The following is a 24,758-nucleotide window of genomic DNA, read 5'->3' on the forward strand; positions in this document are numbered from 1 at the left end:
TATAATGGTCAAAAAGAAAAAACGACATCGTAATCGTTGTAACAAATTGATGAAATGAGCAATAACATGATGTTTTAAATAAATAAATGTTGTCAAACAGTTTGAAATGTGTTAAACAATATTTACAAACAGCTAAAATAAAGAATTTTTTTATTCAAAAATTGCTGTTAAACAGGTTGTGCTTTAAACGGAATTTTAACTAAAAATTTGGTTCCAACATCTGGCTGACTTTCAACAGTTATTGTTCCATTATAAAGCTCAATTATTTTTTTAACAATAGATAAACCAAGACCACTGCCACTTATATTTTGTGTCTTTTTGTTTTTAATTCGCATAAATTCCTGAAACAGGAATTCTTGTTCTTCGGCATTAATGCCAATTCCGGTGTCTTCAACAATAATGTTCAAATTTGTTTTATCTGTAAAAATTGAAATAGTAACAGTTCCATTGTCTCTGTTATACTTAATGGCATTTGAAATCAAATTATTTGCAATAATTTCAACTTCGTTACTGTCTGCAGTTAATAACAGACTTGCCGGAAAATCTGTAAGAATTTTTATATTTTTCTGAATAGCCATAGGCTCCATTGAGCTTATTGCCATTTTTGTACATTCAATAATATCTACTTCTTTTAAGTTTCTGCTCTTTGTTCCATTTTCTATGCGTGTTAAATCAAGCATATCCATTATCAGGCTTCTCATGCCGGTGATTCTTTCAATTGAGCGATTAATCATGTGCATATAATCATCAATTGAAGTACCTGCTTGCTTCTCCTGCATTATTTTTAAGTAACCTTCGATAGCGTTTATTGGTGATTTTAATTCATGCGACAAAACAGATAAAAATTGAAATCTTATCTGACGAGCGGTTTCGCTCATCTTTTTTGTCATTCGTTTTAAAAACAAATGTTTTGTAATGCTTTCAATTGCCCCACGTAATTCTTCTGGGGTAAATGGTTTGGGAACAAAATTATATGCGCCTCTTTTTGTGGCAGTAACTGCTAACTCGAGTGATGCGTAAGATGTAATCATCATTACTGCTGTGTCGTAATTTCTTTTATTTATTTGTTCGAGTACATCTATTCCCTCAATACCGGGTAATTTGTTATCTAGTAAAACAATGTCTATTTCTTGTTTTTCTAAAATTTCCAAAGCAATTTCTCCGGTTTCGGCTTCAGTTAAAGTAAAGCCAAAATCTTCTTCAAGAAATGGATATCCTACGCGGTAATTTCTAAGTATTCTTGAAATTCCTGAGCGAATTCCAGGCTCATCGTCGACTATTAAAACTTTTAAATCTGACATAATCCTTATTTGTTTTAAATTGCCTAAAGTACTTAGAGTGCCTTGAGTGCCTAAAGTTTGAGTGGTTTTATAACTTTAAGTACTTTAAACTTTAAGTATTTTAAGTACTTTTTTATTCTTTAAGTAATCTTTTTATTTCACGTTGTAACTGATCTGGACGAACACCTTTCTCCATAATCAAATCGGCTTTAATCCATTGTTGTTCCTCATGCGACTCTACTCCGAAAATTAATCCTGTTTCTGAAGTAACTGCTGTTGCAATTATTACAGGAACATCAGGATATTTTTGTTTGATTTTATATGACAAAATAAAACCGCTATCGTCTTTTTCCATCATTAAATCGAGCATTGCCAGATCTGGTTTTCTTGTCTTAATTAACTCTAAAGCTTCGTTTTCGCTGTTTGCAGTCATTGTTTCGTACCCGAATTTTTCGCAGTAATGTTTTATCTGACTAATAAAATCAATATCGTCATCTACTATTAAAATTAATTTCCTGGAGTTCATTTTATTGTATTTTTTAATTTGTTAAATATTTTTTGGTAATGCAATTTTAAATGTTGTACCTGTAGGGCCCTGACTTTTATCAACATTGGAAATAACATCAATTTTTCCTTTATGCATTTTCACAATTCCATAAACAATGGGCAAACCAAGTCCTGTTCCTTTTCCAATTTCTTTTGTAGTAAAAAATGGAGTGAAAAGTTTGTCCATATTTTCTTTCTCAACACCGGTTCCGGTATCGCTTATGTTTATTTCTATTTCTTTGTCATTTCCTTTAACAACCAACTTTAATTCTCCGCCATCTGGCATTGCCTCTATTGCATTTTTCTCAACATTTGTAAGAACCTGCATCATCTGTTCTGCATCAATCATCATTAAAGCTTCTTTAACTTCTGAGCAAAAAGATGCAGTAACATTATTTGGAATAATAACAGAACTAAGACTATGTTTTACAAATTCATTAATATCTGTTTCGGTTAGTTTAACCTGATTTTTTCTTGCAAAATTTAGTAAACCACCAACAATTACCTTGCAACGATTAGCTTGTTCGGCAATTAATTCAAGATCTTTAAACAGCTGGCTATCGGCAGGAATTTCTTCTTTAAGTAAATTACTGTACATTGTTATTACGCCAAGTGGATTATTTAATTCGTGTGCAATACCAGCTGAAAGTTGTCCCATGTGAGCAAGTTTTTCAGATTTATTTAGCTGTTGTTGTGTGTTGGCAAGTTTTCCGTTGGTAGTATGTAATTCTTCAATTGTTGAGTGAAGTTTTTTAATTGTTTCGGGTAGGCACATATCAATTTCAGCTAATCCCTGAAATATAGCAATCGCATGCTCTTCACAGGTTGCATAACCACATGCACCACAATTAAGATAATCTTCAGCTGAAGATTTACCCATGTTTTTTAAAATAAGATCAATTTCTTTTCTTTCAGGAACAGAGGCTCTTCTGTCCATATTCTCGAAATGTGTACTGAAATCTACATCGCTATATTTTTCAATATTTTTTTGCCATTCTTCAATATTTAGATTCTTGACTTTTTCGTTGGCATATGATTTTACTAAATTTCTGCGTTGAAATTTTCTGCCGTTTTTCGACATGCCTGGTCCCATTATGCAACCTTCGCAACATAATAGTTCTGTATATTGTGATTTAATGTGACCGGAGGATAATTCCATTAATGCCTCTCTGAAATTTATATAACCATCTGTTACAATAATATCATTATCGCCAACATTTACGTTTTTTGAAATATTTTGCATTAACCCTCTACTAATGGGTAGAAATGCTCCACTGCCAGCTTTTGGTTCATCCCAATCAGATTCTATAACATTGTTCTGAAATATTTTAAAACTTGCAAATAATTGTCTTAATTCAGTAAAGGTTAATACAGCATTAATTTCTTGTGATTCTGCTTTCTTTGCAATACAAGGACTAATAAAAACAATATTCACATTTTCGCCATATTTTTTACGCATTATCCTACCGGTTGCCACCATTGGCGAAACAATAGGTGCAAGTTTTGTAACTAATTCGGGCATATAATGCATAATGTAAAATGCTACAGCTGGGCAATCACTGGAAATTATCTGAAGATCTGATTTTGTAAGTAAATTTCTATATTCATTTGCAATCATATCTGCACCAAAACTTACTTCAACAACATCATCAAAACCAAGGGCTTTAATCATGCCAACAAATTGTTTGTAATTTTCAATTTCTAGAAATTCAGCTACAAAGCTTGGGGCTACAATTGCAATTTTTCTTTTATCTGACTTTAAAATATTTACTGTTTCTTCGATTGAGTTATAATATATTTTTGCTTCCTGTGTACAGTTTCTTACGCAGTTACCACAGGCAATACATCTGTCGGTTATAACATTTGCCTGACCATTAATAATACTGATAGCCTTTACGGGACACTCTCTCACGCAAGTATAACACATCTTGCAACGATTTTTTCTCGTAAAAACAAGTGGATTACTATTTGTGAACTTTGCCATTTTTTTCAATTTTTAACTTTAAGTACTTATAACTTTAGGCACTTTAAGTACTTTGTTATAGTATTACATCATCGCGTTTTGCATAACTGGTATGCAGTAAATCGTGACTTTTATGACTTAATGGTTCGCCCAAAAAATCTTTATATATATCAATAATTTCAGGGTTTTTATGAGATACTTTTATTGGTTCTTTTTCGTCGATTTTATAAATTGATTTTATTCTTTCTTTTAAAGCTTCTTCATTTGAGTTTATTGGTTGTCCGCCACCACTAATGCAACCACCGGGACATGCCATAACTTCAATAAAATGAATATCATTTCTTCCGTTTTTAATTTCTTTTAAAAGTTCTTCGGAATTTGATAGTCCGCTAACAACAGCTACACCAATTTCAAGTTTTTCTGTTATTTGAATTTTTGCAATTTTACATCCCTTAGTTCCTCTTAAAGGCGGAATTTTGAAGTTTACCATTTCTTTGCCATTTAACTTAAAATATGCAGTTCTAATCGCTGCTTCCATAACACCGCCAGTGTTGGCAAAAAGTTTACCAGCAGAACTTCTTAACCCTAAAGGTGAATCGGCTAATTGTGGTTCTATATTATTCATATCAATACCAAATAATTGTATTAGCTTAACAAATTCACGGGTAGTTAAAACAGCATCAATATCCGATATTCCTTTTTGTGTCATTTCTTTGCGTTGTCCTTCGAATTTTTTTGCAGTGCATGGCATTATTGAAACCGAATAAATGTCTTCGGGTTTTATATTTGAAATTTCTGCAAAATGAGATTTTACTAATGCTCCCATCATTTGCTGTGGCGATTTACATGATGATAGATTTGGTAAAAATTCCGGAGCAAATTCTTCGGTATATTTTACCCATCCTGGGCAACAGCTAGTTATCATTGGTAAAGTTCCGCCGTTTACAATTCTTTGTATTAGTTCGGCAGATTCTTCCATAATAGTTAAATCGGCTGTAAAAGAAGTATCAAAAACATAATCGAAACCAATTTTACGCAAAGCTGCGTTCATTATTCCGTTTAAATCTTCACCAGCTTTAAGTCCAAGTTCTTCGGCAATAGAAACTGTAATTGACGGAGCATATTGAACCACAACTGTTTTATTGGTATGAGCCAATGCTTCTAAAATTTCAGGGAAATGATCTTTTTCAGTAAGCGCTCCTGTTGGACACACCATTATGCATTGACCACAATTAACACAACTTGAAGTGTTTAGGCCCTTATTAAAAGTTGTTCCAATTTCAGATTTGCTACCACGATATAAAATATCTATGGCATTTACATTCATGATTTCGTCGCAAACTCTTACGCATCGTGCACATAATATGCATTTTGCTGGATCGCGAACAATACTGGCACTTGATAAATCTAAGTGATGTGTGTTTTTCTTACCTCTTATTCTTCTTTCTCTTACATGATAAGTTTCTGCAAGATCTTGTAATTCACAGTTTTTATTTCGTGAACAGTATAAGCAATCATCGGGGTGGTTTGAAAGTAAAAGCTCAACAATTGTTTTTCTTGATTCGGTAACTTTTGGTGAATTTGTAAGAATCTGCATTCCTTCTTCAACCGGGTATGAGCAAGCAGTGATTAATTTTCCAGTTAATTTTTGCTCCACCACACAAATACGACAAGCACCTGTTGGAATCATTCCTTTCATGTGACAAAGAGTTGGAACTTTAATTCCGTTTGCAGTTAAAGTTTCAAGAAGGGTTTCTCCTTTTACTGCTTCTATCTTCTGATTATTAACTTCTATAGTAAAGTTCATTGTTTTTGATTTTAATTGTTCTTTGTTTTATAAAATTTCAATTGCATCAAACTTGCATGCTTCAACACATGCACCGCATGAAATACATTTATCCTGAACAACAAAGTGAGGTGTTTTCTTTCCTCCGATAATTGCACCGCTTGGGCATTTTTTAGCGCAAACAGTACATCCGGTACATTTACTTACATCTATTTTGAAGATTCTTAGTTCGGTACAAACTCCTGCAGCACATTTACGATCAAAAATATGTTCTTCGTATTCGTGTCTGAACCATTTTAATGTGCTTAATACTGGATTTGGAGCAGTCTGCCCAAGTCCGCAAAGCGAAGTTTCTTTAATAACTGTGCTTAATTTTTCTAATTGAATAACACCGTTTACTCTTTCTAAAGCACTATATGTATTGTCATTACTTGGACGTTTGGTTATACCTTCAAGAATTTCCAACATTCTTTTAGTTCCTTCGCGACAGGGAATACATTTTCCACAACTTTCGCTCTGAATAAAATTCATAAAGAACTTTGCAATATCAACCATGCAGGTTTCTTCGTCCATTACAACCAATCCGCCAGAACCCATCATTGCTCCTGCTTTTATTATTGATTCATAGTCGATTGGGATGTCGAGATTTGCTTCGGTAATACAGCCACCAGATGGACCACCAATCTGAACTGCTTTAAATTTTTTATTGTCTTTTATTCCACCCGAAATATCAAACAAGACCTCGCGAATAGTTGTTCCCATTGGTACTTCAACTAATCCGGTGAAAGCAATTTTACCAGACATGGCGAAAACCTTGGTTCCTTTGCTTTTTTCGGTTCCAATTGCCGCAAAAGTTTTGTAACCATTTTCCATAATTCCGGGGATATTCGCAAGAGTCTCAACATTATTTATAATTGTTGGCTTGCCAAATAATCCGCTAACTGCAGGAAATGGTGGTCGAGGGCGAGGCATTCCTCTTTTTCCTTCGATGCTGTTTATAAGTGCTGTTTCTTCACCACAAACAAATGCACCAGCTCCCATTTTAACTTTTATATCGAAGTTTACTCCTGTTCCAAAAATATTTTCGCCAAGTAAACCATATTCTCGTGCCTGTTCCAGTGCTATTTTCAGACGTTTAATTGCCAGTGGATATTCTGCACGGATATAAACATAAGATTTTGTTGCTCCGATTCCGAAAGCAGCAATTCCCATTCCTTCAATTAGTCGATGTGGATCACCCTCAATTACAGCACGATCCATAAATGCTCCGGGGTCTCCTTCATCTGCATTGCAGATTAAATATTTCTGATCGCTTTCGGTTCCTGCAGCAAATTTCCATTTTTTTCCTGTTAAGAAACCTCCACCGCCTCTGCCTCTTAGTCCAGATTTTTCTATTTCGTCACAAACAGTTATTGAAGATTTTTTACGTAATGTTTGAAGATAAGGAGCATAACCGCCACGTGCAATGTATTCTTCTATATTTACAGGATTTACAATTCCACAATTTTTTAAAACCAAACGCATTTGTTTTTTGAAAAACTGGTGTTCGTGAATAAATGGGACATTTTCCCAACTAAGCATTTTTGGTGATTTGAATTGTCCTAAAATTTTTGAATCAGGCAGTTCAATATTTAGAATTTTATCTATAATATCTGCAACTTTTTCTTCTGTAACTTTTTCAAAAGAAATTCGATTTTTTCCGGGTATTTGAATATCTAATAATGGTTCCGATGAACATAATCCAATACAACCTGTTTCAATAACAACAGCTGTTATTTTTTTGTCTTTAAGATATGTTTCAACAGCTTTTAATATTTTATCGGCTCCAGATGCTAATCCGCAGGTACCTGCACCTACGTAAATGTGAGGAACTGTAATTTTTTCGTTTTTAAATTCGGCAAGACTGTCTTCAATATTTTTATTGACAGGTTTTTCTGAAAGTAAATTTTCAATCAGAAACTTTTTGTCTTTTTCCAACTTGTTTGTCATAGCCTAAGAGTTTTGATTCTTTAATGTTTCAACAATCTGTTTAATTTTTTCTGGGTTTACTTTTGCATGAAACTCACCGTTAATACAAATAACCGGAGCTAATCCACAAGCACCGATACATGCAACAACTTCGATACTAAATAGTCCGTCGCGTGTGGTTTTTCCGGCTTTTATTTTGAGTTGTTTTTCGAGAACATCTAAAACTGTCGAGGAGCCAAGCACGTGACATGCTGTACCTCTGCAAATTTGAATATGGTATTTACCGGTAGGTTCAAATCTAAACTGATTATAAAATGTTGCAACTCCAAAAATTCTGCTTGTTGGAATATCTAAATGTTTACCAACTCTGATAACTGCCTCGCGCGATAAATATCCTTCTGCTTCCTGTATTTCCTGAAGAATCGGGATTAAAGAATCTCTTTCAGAATCTTTGTGGGCTGTTAAAATTTCTTCAATTTGCATTTCAAAAAAGGTTTAATTTTTATTGTTTGATGTTAAAAATTCAAAGTTTGTTGTTCATATTAAGGTTACTTGGCAGATACTTTTAATAATGAACAACAAACGATGAGTGAAAAACAGTGTTTAGCCTATTAATCTTTTAACTTCTCTTAAAAGCGATTTCATTTCAACTGGTTTTCTTACAAAGCCATCAACAGATACATAAACATTTTGTCCTAATGTATTTATGTAGTCGATTCCGGCTAAATTGTGCTTATTGTTTTGAATTAACAAAACATCAAGTTCTCTGTTTTTAAATTGTCTGCGGTATTCACGAGCCATACCAATTACGTCAGGGTCTGTTGTGTCCAAAACTTCAATTGAAGTCTGAATTAATACAGGCACTTTCTTAATTTTTTCTACTTCGTTAATTTCTTTTGCAAGCTCAAATCCTTCGAAATGAGTTGTCATCATAACATCAAGGATAGCTAAATCAGGATGTGATTCCTTCATTTTTTTCATTCCTTCCTTTTTGTCGTTTGCAGTTATTACTGTATAACCGTCATTCTTAAGAATGGTTTCTACTATGTTGATAACGTCTATGTCGTCGTCAACTATTAACACTTTTTTACTCATGGCTAAAAAATTTTAAGTTTATACTCTTTTTTATTTTGCTGAAATTCTTCATTTCTGAATCTCGTTTAACGATACAAATTTATGGCGCGAATAAGCCGTCTTTTAGAGGAAAAAACCTAATTAAGTTTCAGGGGAAAACACCTAATATTGTTTTGTAAGAAGTGATTCATCAGCTAGTTACAATTACAGTTTTAAAAAATAGTTAACAAGAAATATTTTATATGTAATTGATATAGAGCTTAATTATTTTTAGATAATTTAGAGTACAGGTATTTTACCTTGTTGTAATTGTTAACTTTTAAACAGTTATTTTCATGCTATATATCAAGTTATAGCATTTAATAATACTTTAATTTTGTAATGGAATAGAAATAAAAGATATTTGGAGTAAGGTGAAAAGCTGTTTTTTTTAATAGAGTAACCATTCTACTCCACTTAGGGTGAAAAAAGCTTAATTATGTTTTACTTTTTAAAACGGTTAGCAATAAAGTTTAAAATGTTCTTGCCAATAGGGGTGGGCATATTTTTGGCCGTATTGTTTATTACATTATTGTCAATTCAGTTTATTCGTGAAAACATTTATGAGCAATTAGGACAGAACATTTCATTAGAGGTTCATACTATATCAAAAATGTTTGAACGCGAAAAGGCTTTAAAGCTTGAGCAGGTTAAAACTAATTTAAATGTTATAGAAGAACAGTTTAAAAAAGCAGATTTCAGCATATCAAACAAAAAAGTAGAAATTTATGCAATTAATCAAATAACTAACAAAACGATTAAAACGGATTTAAGTGATTGGCAAATAGATGGTAAAGAGTTATTGAAAAATTATGATTTTGTAGATAATATCCAAAAAGTAACCGGGTCAAATGCAACAATTTTTCAGAAAATTGATAGCGGATATATTAGAATTTCTACTAATGTTTTAGATAATGATGGAAATAGAGCAGTTAAAACTTTTATTCCTAACAATTCACCTGTAGTTAAAACAATTGAAAAAGGAAAAGAATTTATTGGTCGCGCATATGTTGTAAACAGCTGGCAGATTACCGCATACAAACCTATTGTCTATAAGAATAAAATAATAGGAATGTTATATGTCGGAAAAAACGAAAAAGATTTAACAGTATTAAAGCAAATATTAACATCGTTCAGAATAAATAAGTCGGGTTATATTACTGTTTGTGACAATATCGGTAACCCAATTATTTTTAATAAAAACGAAAACGAAATTCATAAAGAAATTGAACTTGTAACAAATGAAAAATCTAATACAAAAGGGATTATTAGATATTATTCTGAAGTTGATAATTCTGATAAAATGATTGCCTACCAGTATATTCCCGATTTTGAGTTAACTGTATTTGCTGCTGTTAATTTGAAAAAGGAATCGGAAGAAATTATAGATAAAATAATTTTTACTTCAATAATTGTTGGTGTTGTAATGCTGATACTTCTTTCTGTATTTGTATATTTTGTTACAACCAAGAATCTACATTCTTATTTAAAGCAACTCGAAATATCTAATTTAAAACTTGCAAAAGCCAAAGAGGAACTGGAAAAAACCGAAAAACGATTTCAGATATTATTTAACTCTGGTAGCGATGAGGTTTATGTTAGCAACTTATATGGTGAAATAATTGAAGTTAATACATATGCCTGCGAAACACTGGGTTATTCGCGAGAAGAATTACTTAAAATGCGTTGGCAGGATTTAAAAACGCCAAAATTTAAACAAGTTGTACAACAACGTATAGAAAGTATTTTAAAAAACGGAACTTTAACATATGAAACCGAGCACATTACCAAAGACGGAAAGGTTATTCTTATTGAAATGAAGAGCCGTTTAATTGAATACAATCAGGAACAGGTAATTTTAAGTATAGCAAGAAATATTACTGAAAGAAAAGCGCAGGAAAAACAAATAATAAATACAATTATTGAAACAGAAGAAAAGGAGAGAAGGCGCTTTGCTGCTGATTTACACGATGGTTTAAGTCCTATTTTAACAACTATTAAATTATATGCAGATTTATTAAAATCAGAAAACTTTAATAAAACACCAAAACAGGAAATTCTTCAAAACATTGATGAATTGGTTAGTTTAGCTTTAAAGAGTGCAAAAGAAATTTCCTATAACATAACACCTGCAATTCTTCAGGATTTTGGATTAAGTACAGCAATTAGCGAATTTACTGATTATATTAAGACAACAAATTCTGTAGAGGTTGATTTTACTTCAACTTATAATATTAAAGCTCCGGGAATTATTGAGCCTGTTTTATATCAGGTTGTTAAAGAGTTAATAAATAACACTTTAAAACATGCGAATGCTACAAAAATTCAGATTGAATTGAAATGTGAAAACAATCAGATAATTTTATACTACAAGGATAATGGTAAGGGGTTTAACTTTAAAGAAAATTTTAAGAACAGTAATGGTTTGGGATTAAATAATATTGTAAGTAAAATTAAAACCATAAAGGGTACTTGTGAGTTTCATTCCGAAAAAACTAAAGGAATGTTTGTGTTAATTGTTTTAAAAATTGACGAAAATATATAACAAAATGGAAATAATTTCTGTAATCATTGCCGACGATCATATTATTTTTAGAAAAGGGCTTAGAACTGTTTTAAATGAAATAGATAATATTAAAGTAATTGGCGAAGCATCAAATGGAAACGAGTTATTAGATCTTTTAAAAACGGATGTTGCTGATGTTATTTTAATGGATATTAAAATGCCTTATATGGATGGTATTGCAGCTACTAAAAAGATTAGCGAAAAATATCCTGACACAAAGATAATTGCTTTGACAATGCATGAAGAAATTGGATATTTTAACGAAATGATTTCATCAGGTGCATTAGGTTTTTTGCTTAAAAAGACTAATAAGGAAGAGCTTGAAAAAGCTTTAAATGCAGTAGCTTGCGGTGACAATTATTTTTCTGAGGAGTTTATTGGTAACCTTAACAAAAGAACAGAAAAAAACATAAAATCAACAGTCAAACTATCCGAAAGAGAACAAGAAATTTTAGAGTTTATTTGTAAAGGATTGTCTAATGTTGAAATTGCTGCAAAACTTGGACTAAGCCAGAAAACAATTGACGGTCACAGAGCCAGATTATTTGAAAAAACCGGTGCTGTAAATGCGCCAAACCTTGTAATGTTTGCTGTAAAAAACGGGTTGATAAAAACGCAGTAAAAAAAGGCTTCGAAAATCGAAGCCTTTTTAAACAGTTGTTGGGTTATTTAAAATGCAAACATTATACCTTGTGCTAAAGGTAATTCTTTGCTGTAGTTTACAGTATTGGTTTGTCGGCGCATATATATTTTCCACGAGTCGGAGCCGGATTCGCGTCCACCACCGGTTTCTTTTTCGCCTCCAAAAGCACCGCCAATTTCAGCACCAGATGTTCCAGAATTTACGTTTGCAATACCGCAATCGGAACCACATTCAGAAAGAAATTTTTCTGCTTCACGCATATTTAAAGTAAATATTGATGACGACAAACCCTGTGGTACTCCATTGTTTAATTCAATAGCTTCTTCAATGGTTTTAAATTTCATCATATAAAGTATTGGAGCAAATGTTTCTTCCTGCACTATGTTATAATGATTTTCTGCTTCGGCAAAAGCGGGCATAATATAGGTTCCCGAATTAAATTTTTCGCCTTCTAAAACATAACCTCCATGTAAAAGCTTACCACCCTCTTTCTGAACCTGTTCAACAGCGTGCAAAAATGCTTTTACTGCAGTTTTATCAATAAGCGGACCTACTAAAGTGTTTGCGTCTAAGGGACTTCCGATTTTTGTGTTGATTTGTTTGTATGCAGATAACAATCTGTTTTTAACTTCATCGTATACTTTTTCCTGAACAATTATTCTGCGCGTTGAGGTGCATCTTTGTCCGCATGTGCCAACAGCGCCAAATATTATTGAGCGTATAGCCATATCTAAATCAGCATGTTCGGAGACAATTACTGCATTGTTTCCTCCCAATTCTAATATTGTGCGGCCAAGTCTTTGTCCTACAATTTCTCCAACTTTTTTTCCAACCGCTGTTGACGATGTTACCGAGAATAATGGAATTCGCTTATCGGCAACAAAATTATCACCAAGTACCGAAGATTTTGCAATAACAAGATTAAAAATACCTTCTGGTAAATCGTTGTCAAATAAAACTTTTTCAATAATTTTTTGAGTTGCTATGGCGCATAGTGGCGTTTTTGAACTTGGTTTCCAGATTACTACATCGCCGGCAATTGCAGCCAACATGGCATTCCACGACCAAACTGCAACCGGAAAGTTAAAAGAAGTAATTAGTCCAACAATTCCTAATGGTTGATATTGGTCGAACATGCGGTGTTCTGCTCTTTCTGAGCGCATTGTATATCCATAAAGCTGGCGCGATTGTCCTACAGCAAAATCGCATAAGTCAATCATTTCCTGAACCTCGCCCATTCCTTCCTGTAATATTTTTCCCATTTCAACTGAAACCAGATAGCCTAAATCTTCTTTAGCTTCGCGAATTGCCATTCCAATTTGTCTAACAATCTCACCACGTTTTGGAGCGGGTATACTTCGCCATATAACAAATGCTTCCTGTGCGGTTTTCATCACTTTTTCGTAATCCTCAAGAGTTGCATTTTTTATTTTTGCAATAATAGTTCCATCAATAGGAGTTTCAGATGTGGTAATATCTCCATTAGTTTCAAACCAAACTGTACCTGTTGTTACACCCGAATTAATTTCCTTAATCCCAAATCTCTCTAATACTGCTTTTGTTTTTTTTGAAGTCATTTTTTTAAAATTATTCTATTGTTATTTTGCTAGTTGTTTCAACTTTAAATATTTTAGACACTTTACTACTTTAGGCAATTCTTATTCTTCCATAAATGGATATTTAAAATCAGTTGCCGGTGCAAAAGTTTCTTTAATTGTTCGTGGGCTTGTCCAACGTAATAAATTCAAATAACCACCGGCTTTGTCATTTGTTCCAGAGCCACGTGCACCACCAAAAGGCTGATATCCTACCATTGCCCCTGTCGGTTTATCGTTTATATAAAAATTACCTGCTGCAAATCTTAGTTTTTCACAAGCGTTTGAGGCAGCAACTCTGTCTTTTGAGAAAATTGCTCCTGTTAAACCATAAGGGGAAGTCTGGTCGCAAAGATCAAGTGCTTTGTCAAGATCAACATCATCATAAACATAAATTGTCATTACCGGACCAAAAATCTCTTCGTGCATAGTTCTGTAATTAGGGTCTGTAGTTTCAATAATGGTTGGTTGAATAAAATAACCATGCGATTTATCTCCGTTTCCACCTGCAATTATTTTTGCTACTGTAGAGTGTTTAGCTTCTTCAATATAAGTCATAATCGAGTCAAATGCCGCTTCATCTATTACCGCATTCATAAAATTGCTAACATCACTAACATCGCCTACTTTAATTTCAGAAGCCATTTGAATAAGCAAATCTTTTATTTCTTTCCAAAGTGATTTTGGAATGTATGCACGTGAGGCTGCTGAACATTTCTGTCCCTGATATTCAAATGCACCTCTTATTATTCCAACAGCAACTTCAAGTGGCTTTGCTGATGGGTGAACAAATACAAAATCTTTACCTCCAGTTTCTCCGACAATTCGAGGGTATGATTTGTAAATTTCCAGGTTTTCACTGATTTTTCTCCATAATGAATTAAATGTTTTGTTTGAACCAGTAAAGTGAATACCTGCAAGTTCTTTGTGTTGCATTGCTAAATTACCTATGAGAGAACCACTTCCCGGAATAAAATTAACAACGCCATCAGGTAAACCTGCCTCCTGAAAAATTTTCATTAAATAATAATTAGAAAGTATAGAAGTTGTTGCTGGTTTCCATACTGTTGTGTTGCCCATTAATACGGGTGACATATTTAAATTAGACGCAATAGCAGTAAAATTAAAAGGGCTAACGGTAAATACAAATCCTTCTAAAGGACGGTATTCCATTCTGTTTAACTGATTAAAAGTTGACTTTGGTTGCTCAGAATAAATTTGTGATGCAAAAAATGAATTATATCTTAAAAAGTCAATTGTTTCACAAGCAGAGTCTATTTCAGCTTGATAAATTGATTTACTCTGACCGAGCATTGTTGCAGCATTAAGTTCATAACGATAACGCATAGAGATTAAATCAGCAGCTTTGATTAAAATAGATGCCCTAACAACCCAGGAAAGATCTGACCATTCTTTAAAAGCTTTAAGAGATTCTTTTATTGCAAGATTCACTTCTTTTTCGGTTGCCATATGGTAAGTTGCAAGTACGTGACCATGATTATGTGGCATTACAACTTTTCCTGTTTTACCCGTTCTTACTTCTTTTCCACCAATTATAAGTGGAATTTCAATTTCCTGACTGCTTTGTTTTTCTAATTCCTTAAATAACAAGCCCTTTTCGCAACTGTTTTTTGCGTAATTAAAAACATGTTCATTTTTAGGATCTTCGAAATTAAATACTGCATTATTCATAATTGTTGTCTTTGTATCATTTAAATTTTCAACATTTTATTAAATGTAATACATTTTAAGGCGGTTTATTTTAAAATTTAGTTAAAGTTTAATAATTTAGCGATATGAATTAAAAAACATATCGATGACAAAGATAAACGTATCTTGTTTAACAAAAAAATGATTTTTGATGGGTAATGAACAATAATAAACAAACAAATAATAACAAAGATTACAAGTGAAAAACGTTAAATATTATAACTATTGCTCAATAACAGAAATAACGCTCAGCTAATTTGTTTATATTTGCCGCCCTTTTAATAAATGCTATTTCAAGAATAATAAATATGAAAGAAAACACAAAAGTACAGGAAGTAATAAATGAGAATATTGAAGTTGGTACAATGCATAAACCGAATAAAGGAGGTCATCTTCGCGAGCATTCAGAATTCCATAACTGCCATACAGAAGAAAGTGTAAAACAGGACATTGCTTTTTTAAGACTGGTTTATGGCGATAATTTTAAGTTAAGTGAATCTGATGTAACAAATGACTTTATAAATAAATTAAAGGTAATAAGTAAAGATATTTATTTTTTCATTGATACTTCTGAAAAATACCTGTCGCCACAGAATTACATAAAAAGCAAATATGAATTTATTCGCTATAAAATTCCTAATGCTGACCCAAATCTTTTTTACCTTGCATGGAACGGACTAATTAAAAACGATAGTTTCAGAAGGTTGTTATTACAAACTTTCAGCATAAGTAAATTTAGTGATTTGTTATGTCCACAAAATATTGCGCCAATTGGCTCAACTCTTACCCGTTATCGTTCAAAGGCAATACTTGCAGACGATATGGCAATGAATCCTGATGGTACCAGACGATTAACCGGCAGAATGTTAGTGGATGGAAGTGGTTTAAGCATGAAAGAAGGCATAGTTTGGTTGCCAAATGATAAGGCATTACCAATGTTTCCACAGGCATACGTGCCAATGAATCAGACTCATGTAGTAATGATTCGTCACGGAAAATCTATTCATGAATCGGGTGGCGATAATCCAGAATTTGTTGGTTCGGGATTATGGGATACCTGGGATAAAAACCGCAGAATTTCAGGATCAAAAAGTAATTTTCTTAAAGAAGAGGGTGTTGCAACAGCTAGGGAATTAGGAAAAGATTTTAAAGTGGCAGTTGACGTTCTTGATAAAAGTGGTTATCCGCTTTGGTTATGGTCAAAAGATGCACCTATACAGGTATTTGGCAGTGAATCTGAAAACACAGAACAAACTGCACGATATTTTTTACACGAAGCAGGTTATACCAACATGTCGTTTAATGCCATTTTTGGTTTAAACTCTCAGAAATACGGTGCTCTTACTTTCCGTTATAAAAATGAAATAATGGAAGAAGCTCTTAAAATATACAGTGGAGGAAAAGAGGTTACGCCAGCTGTTAAAGCAACAGTTTCAAAAATGTTTAAGAATCGTTTTTATCATTATCCGGAAGGCGAAACCTTAATTGAGGCAGATTGGCGAATTGCCTATACTTTTGTTGATTTATTAAATTCAAATCTGGGAAAACGAATTCTTATTGCTGATCATTCCGGTGCTATTCGTGTATTTGAAGCAATTATCAGAACTCTTGACTTTGCCGAATATAGTACAATAAAAGAATCTCAGGATTCTATTATGGCACTATGTTATCAGCAGGGACGTAACTTGCGTTATGATTATTTGCAAAAGAAAGAATATCCGTTAAGAAAAAGAAGTAAATAGTCCGTAACCATTGTAAATAATCATTTTCGCTAATTAAAACCATAGATGTTTAATACTGATTCATATTGGTATTTATTTATTATTGTTTTACTGATAATTGTTATTAGCATGTTGTTTTTTAAATTAAAACAATATATACAATTATCTCAAATTGATGAAATGACGTCAATTAGCAATTACCGTGGATTTAAGAAAGCAATAAATAAAAAAATAAAAAACAAATCGGAATTTACTCTTGCAATTTTAGATATTGATGATTTTAGAAAATATAATTTTAAAAGCTATGCTTTTGGTGATTGTGTACTTAAAGAGTTTGTGAATTTTTTAAAAAAGCAATTACCTGAAAATTCATTTATTGCAAGGTATAAATTTGGCGATGAGTTTTTAATTATAATTAACGATAATCTTAAAATTGCAGAAGAGAAGCTTAATTTAATACTGGAAAACTGTAAAAAACATGTATTTAAGAATGTTGAAGATCAAACAACATTTAATATTATTTTTTCTTTTGGTGTAGCTGGTTTTGAAAAAAACACTGACAACCTTGATAATTTGCTTATAAGAACCGAAAAAGCCCTGAAAGAGAAAAAGGCAAGTATTAGTTAGTATATATACAATAATATAAATTTTCGGACAACCAATTTAAGGGTTAAATTGTCTTACTTATATCTTAATACAACATTTATGAAAAAAATTATACTATTCTGCATTTCTCTTTTTATTGTTTTTCACTTAACAGCACAACCTGTTTGGCAATGGCAAAACCCAAATCCGCCAATGTCAAATCTTGCATCAATAAGCATGATAGATTCAACCGAAGGCTGGTTAACCGTTGGAGCTAACTCACTAATGCATTATACCGGAGGTCAGTGGAATATGTATTATTTACCAAACAGCTTAGGTGCAATATATCCAACATCGGTTTATTTTACAGCTCATAATAATGGGTGGCTAGGCTGTAGTAGTGGGATTTATAGGTATAACGGGCTGACCTGGCATAGGTATGTCGCGTTTGGAACTACGAAAATGTGTGTCGTGAGCCCAAGTAACATCTGGATAACCGGTGGTAATTGGGGTAAGGTTTATAACATTATTGGTGACGGTATTGTGGTTGATACAATTATAACCGATTCAATTTCGTCAAGAAAATTAAATTCCTTGTGTTTTCCCGATTCTCTGCATGGCTGGGCTGTGGGTGACAGTGGAACTGTTATTTCATATTATTCAGGAATATGGTACACATGGCCGGCAATTACAACAAGAAATCTTTATGATGTTCATTTTACGGATATGTATAATGGTTGGGCAGTTGGTGACAGTGGAACAATTTTATATTATAACGGAATAAACTGGCAGATTCAGAATAGTGGCATTAATTTTAAACTCAGAACAGTTGATTTTACAGATCCTTTACATGGTTTTGCTGCCGGCTTTGGGGATACTATTATTTCGTATAACGGAACATCTTGGTCTAATTATTCTACTGGTTTAGGTTATGTTCTTTCTCTTGATATGGTTACGCCTTCACGTGGTTTTGCTTCGTGTTATGGCGGAAAGATTTTAAATATTATGAATGGAAATACAACAGAGTATCCTTCAACGAATATTACACAAAACGAATTAATGGGAATGAGTTTTACAGATAAGGATCATGGCTGGTGTGTTGGGTATAATGGCACGATGTTAAAGTTTTTAAACGGGCACTGGAGTTTATTGCCACAGATTACAAATGCAAGTTTATATAGCGTTCATTTTCCAACTATTGATCGTGGCTGGTGTGTTGGACAGTATGGCATAATAGAAGCATATCAGAATGGAAACTGGTACGGACAATTTGTTGATTCGCTAACAAATCTGTATGGTGTTTATTTTGTTGATTCGCTAAACGGCTGGGCAGTTGGACAGGATGGATTAATAATGAGATATCAGAATCATACATGGCAACCACAAGTTTCAAATACAAATTCTTCGCTTTTGTCGGTTTATTTTACCGATACTACAAATGGGTGGGCTGTAGGAGCTTATGGTACAATTATTCATTATAACAATGGGTTGTGGCAAAACTATAACAACAGCGACAGTACCTGGCTAAACAGCGTTTGTTTTACATCTCCGAATGACGGCTGGGCGGTGGGCGATTCGGGTATGATAATGCATTATAACGGTTCTGGTTGGCAGGTAAATTCAACTGTATGGAACGCCGATTCTACATCGGTATTTTTTCCATGGAAAATTTTAAGATCAGTAAGCTTTACCGCTCCCAATAACGGCTGGGCGGTTGGAATGCAAAGCCTCTTTCATTATGATGGAAGTCAATGGTACGATTATAGCTATACACTGCCATCTGAATATTGTTACACAACCATTGTCTGGCCGGATGATCTGAATGGGTGGATTTCAGGACCATACGGTAATATTAATTATTGTTATAAGCCGGAGTTCCTGGTAACGAATATGTTTGCTACTCCAGAAGAAAAAGTAATTTATAGCGATGTTTACCCAAATCCGTGTGATGTGCGATGTTATTTGAAATTAGAAAATAAAAATAACGAGAAAATAAAAGTAAAGGTTTGTGGATTGTCGGGTCAGGAACTGCAAGTTAAATACGAAATAGAAAATATAAATGATGAAACTAATATTGCTTTTGATGTTTCTAAATTATATCCCGGACTTTATTTTATCACTATTGAAACAAATAGCAAAACAATTGTCAGAAAAATTATAAAAAGTAAGTAAAATTTTTTTCATTATTGTCGTAATTGCGACCTTGCCCGCCTGTAGATAGGCAGGAGACGCAATATACTTGAAGTTAACTCTGGCTAGCGTAGAGTACATTGCATGAGGCTCTGCAGGGAAAAAGTTTGTGTCCTCACTAGCCAGTGAATTTGTCTTTCGAAAATTATAAAGATTGTTGATCAATTAGCCGCTCTGCCACGGCAGAGAACGCAATGACGAATTTAACTGTATTTGGATTTGTACATATTGTAAATAGTTTCTTCAATCTGTTCAGAATGACAAACTGGTTAAACAAAAAAAGCTTCCCATTGGAAGCCTTTTATAATATGTTATAATAAATATTACAATGGAATGTTTCCGTGTTTTCTTGAAGGCATAGTAACTCTTTTATTTCTGCAGGAACGTAATGCTTCAATAATTTTAGCACGGGTTTGACGAGGATAAATAATTTCATCGATATATCCTTTTTCTGCTGCCTTATAAGGGTTAGCAAAATTTTCGTTATAATCTTCAATTGCTTTTGCGCGTTCTTCTGGACTAGCGCCACGATTTAAAATATTAACAGCACCTTCGGCACCCATTACAGCTATTTCAGCAGTAGGGTATGCAAAATTAATATCAGCACCAATGTGCTTGCTCGACATAACGTCATATGCACCACCGTATGCTTTACGAGTGATTAAAGTAATCTTTGGAACAGATGCAGCACTAAATGCATAAAGCAATTTTGCACCGTGTTTAATAATTCCACCGTATTCCTGAGTTGTGCCCGGTAAAAATCCCGGTACATCAACAAAAGTTACTAATGGGATATTGAATGAATCGCAGAAACGAACAAATCTTGCTGCTTTTGTTGAAGAATCAATATCTAAAACTCCTGCCAAATATGCTGGTTGATTTGCTACATAACCAACTGAACGACCACCTAAACGAGCAAAACCACAAACAATATTTTTTGCATAATATGGTTGAACTTCCATAAAATCGTTATCATCAGAAATTGAAATGATAAGTTCTTTTATATCGTATGGCTTGTTAGAATCAACAGGAACTAAAGTATCTAGTCTTTCGTCTTCTCTTTTAATATCGTCGGTACAGGTTTTTAAAGGAGGGTCGTCAACGTTGTTAGAAGGAAGATATCCAACTAATTCGCGAACCATCATTAAGGTATGAGCATCATCATTACCCATAAAATGTGCTACACCAGATTTTGAATTGTGAGTCATTGCACCACCCAATTCTTCTTTTGTAACATCTTCGTGAGTAACAGATTTAATTACATCTGGACCAGTTACAAACATATAACTTGTGTCTTTAACCATAAAAATAAAATCGGTTAAAGCTGGTGAATAAACTGCACCACCTGCACATGGTCCTAAAATGGCTGATATCTGAGGAATTACACCAGATGAAGCAACATTTAAATGAAATAAATCTGCATAACCTGCAAGACTTTCAACGCCTTCCTGAATACGAGCGCCACCTGAGTCGTTTAGTCCGATTACAGGGAATCCCATTTTAATGGCAAGTTCCATTACTTTTTTAATTTTATCAGCATTTGTGCGGCTTAACGAACCACCAAATACTGTAAAATCTTGTGCAAAAACATAAACCTGACGACCGTCAATTCTTCCGTAACCTGTTATAACACCATCACCAAGAAATTTTTCAAGGTCAGCGCCTAAATCTTTTGCACGATGTGTAACATATTTATCAAACTCAACAAAGGTTCCTTTGTCAAGTAAAACTTCAATTCTTTCGCGTGCTGTAAGTTTTCCCGATTTATGTTGTTTGTCAATTCTATCCTGTCCACCACCAAGTTCGGCTTGTCTGTTTAATTCTTCAAACCTGTCAAATTTTTCTTCTAATGTCTTCATATATAATTATTAAATATATTTATTCTTCAGTTTCTTCAATTGCTTCGATTTCAACCAATAGCTGATCACCGTTCACAATATCGTTGTCTTTAACGTGTACTTTTTTAACAATACCATCAACAGGTGATTTAAATTCGCTTTCCATTTTCATTGCTGAAATTATTAATACTGTATCTCCAGCGCTTATTGGTTCTCCTTCTTCAACAAGCACTTTAACAATTTTACCCGGCATTGGAGCAATAATATTATTTTGTCCGTCGTGCGAGCCACTTTGCTTATTCTTACGGTATTTGCTTAAAGCATCTTCAATTTCTACCTTAATACTTTGTCCGTATTTGTATATATTGAAAGTGTTAAATTCATTTGCTTTTGCAGTTTCCAACTCCCACGATCTATTGTTATAAAGTATAGAATAAGATCCGTTAGGGGTGAAAATAATATCAACATCGTAAATTTTATCATCAATTTTAATGCTGTATTTATTGTCTTCTCTTGATACTAGCTCTACTGTGGCTGTTCTATCATTAACTATAGCGTCTACCTTCATTTTAAATAATTTATATTGTTATTACTAGAGCTTTCTGCTGCTTAACAATCTACCGTATGCTTTCCATAATTTTCTGCTTTTCTTTCCGGTGTAGTTCTCATCATGACCACCACCAATATATTCCATAAAAGCAGCAATTATTGCCATATCTTCCAGTTCAGTTGCGTTATTATCTTTTTCGAAAAGGAAGTCATTATTTTTCTCAATAAAATGTGTGTCATATGTTCCGTTAACAAAATCAGGAGTTTCCATTATTTTCTTCATGAATTTAATAGAAGTTTTTACACCAGAAATTTTGTATTCGTCAAGAACACGTTTCATTCTGTTTATTGCTTCGCCACGTGTTTCGGCCCAAACAATTATTTTAGAAATCATTGGATCGTAGTAAATTGGAATTTCGTATCCCGAATAAACATAACCATCTGTTCTTACTCCAATTCCCTGTGCTTCAGAAATATTTTTAATTAATCCGGGACAAGGCATAAAATTATTATGAGGATCTTCGGCATAAACACGACATTCAATTGCATGTCCTCTTTGAGTAATCTGATCCTGAGTATATGTAAGTTTTAATCCGTTAGCAACATTAATTTGTTCGCGAACTAGGTCAACTCCAACAACTGCTTCGGTAATTGGATGCTCAACCTGTAAACGTGTATTCATTTCAAGGAAGTAGTAATTTCCTTTATCGTCAACTAAAAATTCAATAGTTCCGGCATTTTCGTAATTTACTGCTTTGGCAGCTTGCACAGCACTTTCACCCATTCTCTTTCTTAATTCAGGAGAAATAATTACAGAAGGAGTTTCTTCAATAACTTTTTGGTGACGGCGTTGAACTGAACATTCGCGTTCGCAAAGGTGAATTGTATTGCCGAATTTATCTGCCATTATTTGAAACTCAATATGATGAGGTGATTCAATATAACGTTCAATATAAATAGAATCGTCGCCAAATGCCGATAAAGCCTCAGATTTTGCTGCACGAATAGCTTCTTTTACACCGCTTTCCTCCTTAACCATTCTCATTCCTTTTCCGCCGCCACCTGCTGAAGCTTTGATAATTACAGGTAATCCGATTTGCTCAATAATTTTTAACGCCTCGGCTTCATCGGTTAGTTTTTCGGTAGTACCGGGAACAACTGGAACGTTAGCAGCAATCATATGTTTACGGGCTGTAATCTTATCACCCATAGTATCGATTGCATATGTTGACGGTCCGATAAAAATGATTCCTTCGGCTTTACATCTTTCAGCAAATGCAGCTTTTTCAGATAAAAAGCCATATCCGGGATGAATTGCATCAGCACCAGTGGCTTTTGCAGCTTCAATAATTTTATCAATTACTAAATAACTTTCGTTTGAAGGAGATGGTCCGATAAAGTAAGCTTCATCGGCAAACATTACATGTTTAGAGTTTCTATCAACTTCAGAGTAAACGGCAACAGATTTTATTCCCATCTCTCTGCATGTACGCATTACCCTTAGGGCAATTTCTCCACGGTTCGCAATTAAAATCTTTTTTATCATATAAATGTTCTTAAGCAGAAAAAATGCAAAATTACTCCAAAACTTGCTAAGAAAAAAAATTATTGAATGTGGTTTTTTATAAGCATTTACGAACTTGTTGAAATCATGACTTTTATCATTAAAAATCGGTTGATAATTAATAATTGCTTAAAGGGATTTAAATTAGCAAGATGATTTTCGATTCAACAATATTTTTGATAAAAACTAAATAAATAACATGTTTTTTGATGAAGTGCAATGTTTCAAATAAGCTAAAAACTGTAAAGGTTTATTTTGGTAAAGAGGGTATTGTAATTGACTAAAGCTCATGCTTCTTTTAGTTCTCAATTTTACTCTTAGTTACAGTGAACTTGTGTTTTAGAAGAGAAAAGGCCTTAGTTCATGTTATTACAAATAGCGTCAAGAAAAGCATCTTTTTTTCTTCTCGATAATTCAACCCTTGAATTATCACTTAAAATAATTTCGCCGCCGTCTTTTATATTGTATTTGCTTACATGTTTTAAGTTTACCAAATGTGATTTATGAACGCGAAAAAAATTAGTATCGTTAATTATTTTTTCGATTTCGCTTATGTTTTTCGAAACCACAAGTTTTTTCTGATTTAGCAACCACAAAGTTGTGTAGCTTAAATCGGCTTCGGCACGAATAATATCCGAACGATTTAAAAAAACAATTCCTTCAAAAGTTGGAAATGACACTTTAGTTTCATTCTGAACAGCTATTGATTCAAGTAATTGTTTGTATTTTATAAGGTTTTTGTTTTCGAGGCTTAATTTTGAGATAGCTTTATTACATGCTTCAACCACTTCTGTAATACTTACGGGTTTTAGAATAAAGTCAATTGCGTTAGCCCGAAAAGCTTTTACTGCATATTCCTGGTATGCGGTTGTAAAAATTACTTCAAAGTTTCTTTCTTGTATAATACTTAACAGTTCGAATCCGTTTATCTGAGGCATGTTAATATCTAGAAAAATAATATCAGGTTTTTTCTCATTAATTAACTTTATTGCCTCAACTGGCAAATTTGATGTTGCAACAATTTCAAGTGTAGGGCAGAAATCACGTAATATGGTTTCAATTGCTTCTATTGCACCTTGTTCGTCATCAATTATTATAATTTTCGCCATAAATCCATTTAAGTATTTGAGCAAATATAATT

The 24,758-nt window shown here is 33.3% G+C and carries 18 protein-coding genes; 5 read left to right on the forward strand and 13 right to left on the reverse strand.

Annotated elements, in window-relative coordinates; translation table 11 throughout:
* Positions 1-167: 167 nt before the first annotated feature.
* From HY951_14850 to HY951_14880, 7 genes are all read right to left on the reverse strand, one after another.
* Positions 168-1,301 (reverse strand): response regulator, encoded by a 1,134-nt coding sequence (locus HY951_14850; protein ID MBI5541341.1) that lies wholly within the window; start codon positions 1,299-1,301, stop codon positions 168-170.
* Between the two features lie 112 nt (positions 1,302-1,413).
* Positions 1,414-1,806 carry a response regulator gene (locus tag HY951_14855; GenBank protein ID MBI5541342.1) on the reverse strand — a complete coding sequence of 131 codons (393 nt, stop codon included), beginning with the start codon at positions 1,804-1,806 and terminating at the stop codon, positions 1,414-1,416.
* Positions 1,807-1,827: 21 nt separating this feature from the next.
* A complete protein-coding gene (locus HY951_14860; protein ID MBI5541343.1) occupies positions 1,828-3,810 on the reverse strand; it encodes a histidine kinase in 1,983 nt (660 codons plus the stop codon).
* A gap of 55 nt (positions 3,811-3,865) precedes the next feature.
* Positions 3,866-5,596, reverse strand: coding sequence for an iron hydrogenase small subunit (locus tag HY951_14865; GenBank protein MBI5541344.1), 1,731 nt, complete (start codon positions 5,594-5,596; stop codon positions 3,866-3,868).
* Between the two features lie 27 nt (positions 5,597-5,623).
* Positions 5,624-7,564 (reverse strand): 4Fe-4S binding protein, encoded by a 1,941-nt coding sequence (locus HY951_14870; GenBank protein MBI5541345.1) that lies wholly within the window; start codon positions 7,562-7,564, stop codon positions 5,624-5,626.
* 3 nt (positions 7,565-7,567) lie between these two features.
* Entirely contained in the window at positions 7,568-8,026 is a 459-nt protein-coding gene (nuoE, locus tag HY951_14875) for an NADH-quinone oxidoreductase subunit NuoE (GenBank protein MBI5541346.1), read from the reverse strand.
* A gap of 120 nt (positions 8,027-8,146) precedes the next feature.
* Positions 8,147-8,638 (reverse strand): response regulator, encoded by a 492-nt coding sequence (locus tag HY951_14880; protein MBI5541347.1) that lies wholly within the window; start codon positions 8,636-8,638, stop codon positions 8,147-8,149.
* Positions 8,639-9,134: 496 nt separating this feature from the next.
* Here HY951_14880 and HY951_14885 point away from each other — a divergent pair, with 496 nt between their 5' ends.
* Complete coding sequence (locus HY951_14885; protein MBI5541348.1) at positions 9,135-11,201, forward strand: Cache 3/Cache 2 fusion domain-containing protein; 2,067 nt, start codon at positions 9,135-9,137, stop codon at positions 11,199-11,201.
* A 4-nt stretch (positions 11,202-11,205) separates the two neighbouring features.
* On the forward strand, positions 11,206-11,844 hold the full coding sequence (locus HY951_14890; protein ID MBI5541349.1) for a response regulator transcription factor: 639 nt from the start codon (positions 11,206-11,208) through the stop codon (positions 11,842-11,844).
* A 47-nt stretch (positions 11,845-11,891) separates the two neighbouring features.
* Here HY951_14890 and HY951_14895 read toward each other — a convergent pair whose 3' ends face one another.
* Positions 11,892-13,442: an aldehyde dehydrogenase family protein gene (locus HY951_14895; protein ID MBI5541350.1), complete on the reverse strand. Its 1,551-nt coding sequence runs from the start codon at positions 13,440-13,442 to the stop codon at positions 11,892-11,894.
* A gap of 81 nt (positions 13,443-13,523) precedes the next feature.
* Positions 13,524-15,152 carry an L-glutamate gamma-semialdehyde dehydrogenase gene (gene pruA, locus HY951_14900; GenBank protein MBI5541351.1) on the reverse strand — a complete coding sequence of 543 codons (1,629 nt, stop codon included), beginning with the start codon at positions 15,150-15,152 and terminating at the stop codon, positions 13,524-13,526.
* Between the two features lie 326 nt (positions 15,153-15,478).
* Between pruA and HY951_14905 the strand changes: the two genes are divergently transcribed.
* The 3 genes from HY951_14905 (at position 15,479) to HY951_14915 (ending at position 19,648) form a co-directional block, all read left to right on the forward strand.
* Positions 15,479-16,912, forward strand: coding sequence for a histidine phosphatase family protein (locus tag HY951_14905; GenBank protein MBI5541352.1), 1,434 nt, complete (start codon positions 15,479-15,481; stop codon positions 16,910-16,912).
* A gap of 159 nt (positions 16,913-17,071) precedes the next feature.
* Positions 17,072-17,518 (forward strand): GGDEF domain-containing protein, encoded by a 447-nt coding sequence (locus tag HY951_14910; GenBank protein ID MBI5541353.1) that lies wholly within the window; start codon positions 17,072-17,074, stop codon positions 17,516-17,518.
* A 78-nt stretch (positions 17,519-17,596) separates the two neighbouring features.
* Positions 17,597-19,648, forward strand: coding sequence for a T9SS type A sorting domain-containing protein (locus tag HY951_14915; protein ID MBI5541354.1), 2,052 nt, complete (start codon positions 17,597-17,599; stop codon positions 19,646-19,648).
* Between the two features lie 341 nt (positions 19,649-19,989).
* Here the strand turns inward: HY951_14915 and HY951_14920 are convergent, their stop codons facing one another.
* The 4 genes from HY951_14920 to HY951_14935 all read right to left on the reverse strand — a co-directional run bounded on the left by HY951_14920 (position 19,990) and on the right by HY951_14935 (position 24,726).
* Complete coding sequence (locus tag HY951_14920; protein ID MBI5541355.1) at positions 19,990-21,525, reverse strand: acyl-CoA carboxylase subunit beta; 1,536 nt, start codon at positions 21,523-21,525, stop codon at positions 19,990-19,992.
* Positions 21,526-21,544: 19 nt separating this feature from the next.
* On the reverse strand, positions 21,545-22,072 hold the full coding sequence (locus tag HY951_14925) for an acetyl-CoA carboxylase biotin carboxyl carrier protein subunit (protein MBI5541356.1): 528 nt from the start codon (positions 22,070-22,072) through the stop codon (positions 21,545-21,547).
* A gap of 24 nt (positions 22,073-22,096) precedes the next feature.
* Positions 22,097-23,599: an acetyl-CoA carboxylase biotin carboxylase subunit gene (accC, locus tag HY951_14930; GenBank protein ID MBI5541357.1), complete on the reverse strand. Its 1,503-nt coding sequence runs from the start codon at positions 23,597-23,599 to the stop codon at positions 22,097-22,099.
* Between the two features lie 374 nt (positions 23,600-23,973).
* Positions 23,974-24,726: a response regulator transcription factor gene (locus HY951_14935; GenBank protein ID MBI5541358.1), complete on the reverse strand. Its 753-nt coding sequence runs from the start codon at positions 24,724-24,726 to the stop codon at positions 23,974-23,976.
* Between the last annotated feature and the right edge of the window lie 32 nt (positions 24,727-24,758).

It is taken from the genome of Bacteroidia bacterium (assembly GCA_016218155.1).
In the GTDB taxonomy this organism is placed as follows: domain Bacteria; phylum Bacteroidota; class Bacteroidia; order Bacteroidales; family GWA2-32-17; genus GWA2-32-17.

Excerpts from the sequence above, each read along its gene's own strand:
- HY951_14850 (MBI5541341.1), bottom strand. The coding sequence starts at position 1,301 with ATGTCAGATTTAAAAGTTTTAATAGTCGACGATGAGCCTGGAATTCGC.
- HY951_14855 (MBI5541342.1), bottom strand. The coding sequence starts at position 1,806 with ATGAACTCCAGGAAATTAATTTTAATAGTAGATGACGATATTGATTTT.
- HY951_14860 (MBI5541343.1), bottom strand. The coding sequence starts at position 3,810 with ATGGCAAAGTTCACAAATAGTAATCCACTTGTTTTTACGAGAAAAAAT.
- HY951_14865 (MBI5541344.1), bottom strand. The coding sequence starts at position 5,596 with ATGAACTTTACTATAGAAGTTAATAATCAGAAGATAGAAGCAGTAAAA.
- HY951_14870 (MBI5541345.1), bottom strand. The coding sequence starts at position 7,564 with ATGACAAACAAGTTGGAAAAAGACAAAAAGTTTCTGATTGAAAATTTA.
- nuoE (MBI5541346.1), bottom strand. The coding sequence starts at position 8,026 with ATGCAAATTGAAGAAATTTTAACAGCCCACAAAGATTCTGAAAGAGAT.
- HY951_14880 (MBI5541347.1), bottom strand. The coding sequence starts at position 8,638 with ATGAGTAAAAAAGTGTTAATAGTTGACGACGACATAGACGTTATCAAC.
- HY951_14885 (MBI5541348.1), top strand. The coding sequence starts at position 9,135 with ATGTTCTTGCCAATAGGGGTGGGCATATTTTTGGCCGTATTGTTTATT.
- HY951_14890 (MBI5541349.1), top strand. The coding sequence starts at position 11,206 with ATGGAAATAATTTCTGTAATCATTGCCGACGATCATATTATTTTTAGA.
- HY951_14895 (MBI5541350.1), bottom strand. The coding sequence starts at position 13,442 with ATGACTTCAAAAAAAACAAAAGCAGTATTAGAGAGATTTGGGATTAAG.
- pruA (MBI5541351.1), bottom strand. The coding sequence starts at position 15,152 with ATGAATAATGCAGTATTTAATTTCGAAGATCCTAAAAATGAACATGTT.
- HY951_14905 (MBI5541352.1), top strand. The coding sequence starts at position 15,479 with ATGAAAGAAAACACAAAAGTACAGGAAGTAATAAATGAGAATATTGAA.
- HY951_14910 (MBI5541353.1), top strand. The coding sequence starts at position 17,072 with ATGACGTCAATTAGCAATTACCGTGGATTTAAGAAAGCAATAAATAAA.
- HY951_14915 (MBI5541354.1), top strand. The coding sequence starts at position 17,597 with ATGAAAAAAATTATACTATTCTGCATTTCTCTTTTTATTGTTTTTCAC.
- HY951_14920 (MBI5541355.1), bottom strand. The coding sequence starts at position 21,525 with ATGAAGACATTAGAAGAAAAATTTGACAGGTTTGAAGAATTAAACAGA.
- HY951_14925 (MBI5541356.1), bottom strand. The coding sequence starts at position 22,072 with ATGAAGGTAGACGCTATAGTTAATGATAGAACAGCCACAGTAGAGCTA.
- accC (MBI5541357.1), bottom strand. The coding sequence starts at position 23,599 with ATGATAAAAAAGATTTTAATTGCGAACCGTGGAGAAATTGCCCTAAGG.
- HY951_14935 (MBI5541358.1), bottom strand. The coding sequence starts at position 24,726 with ATGGCGAAAATTATAATAATTGATGACGAACAAGGTGCAATAGAAGCA.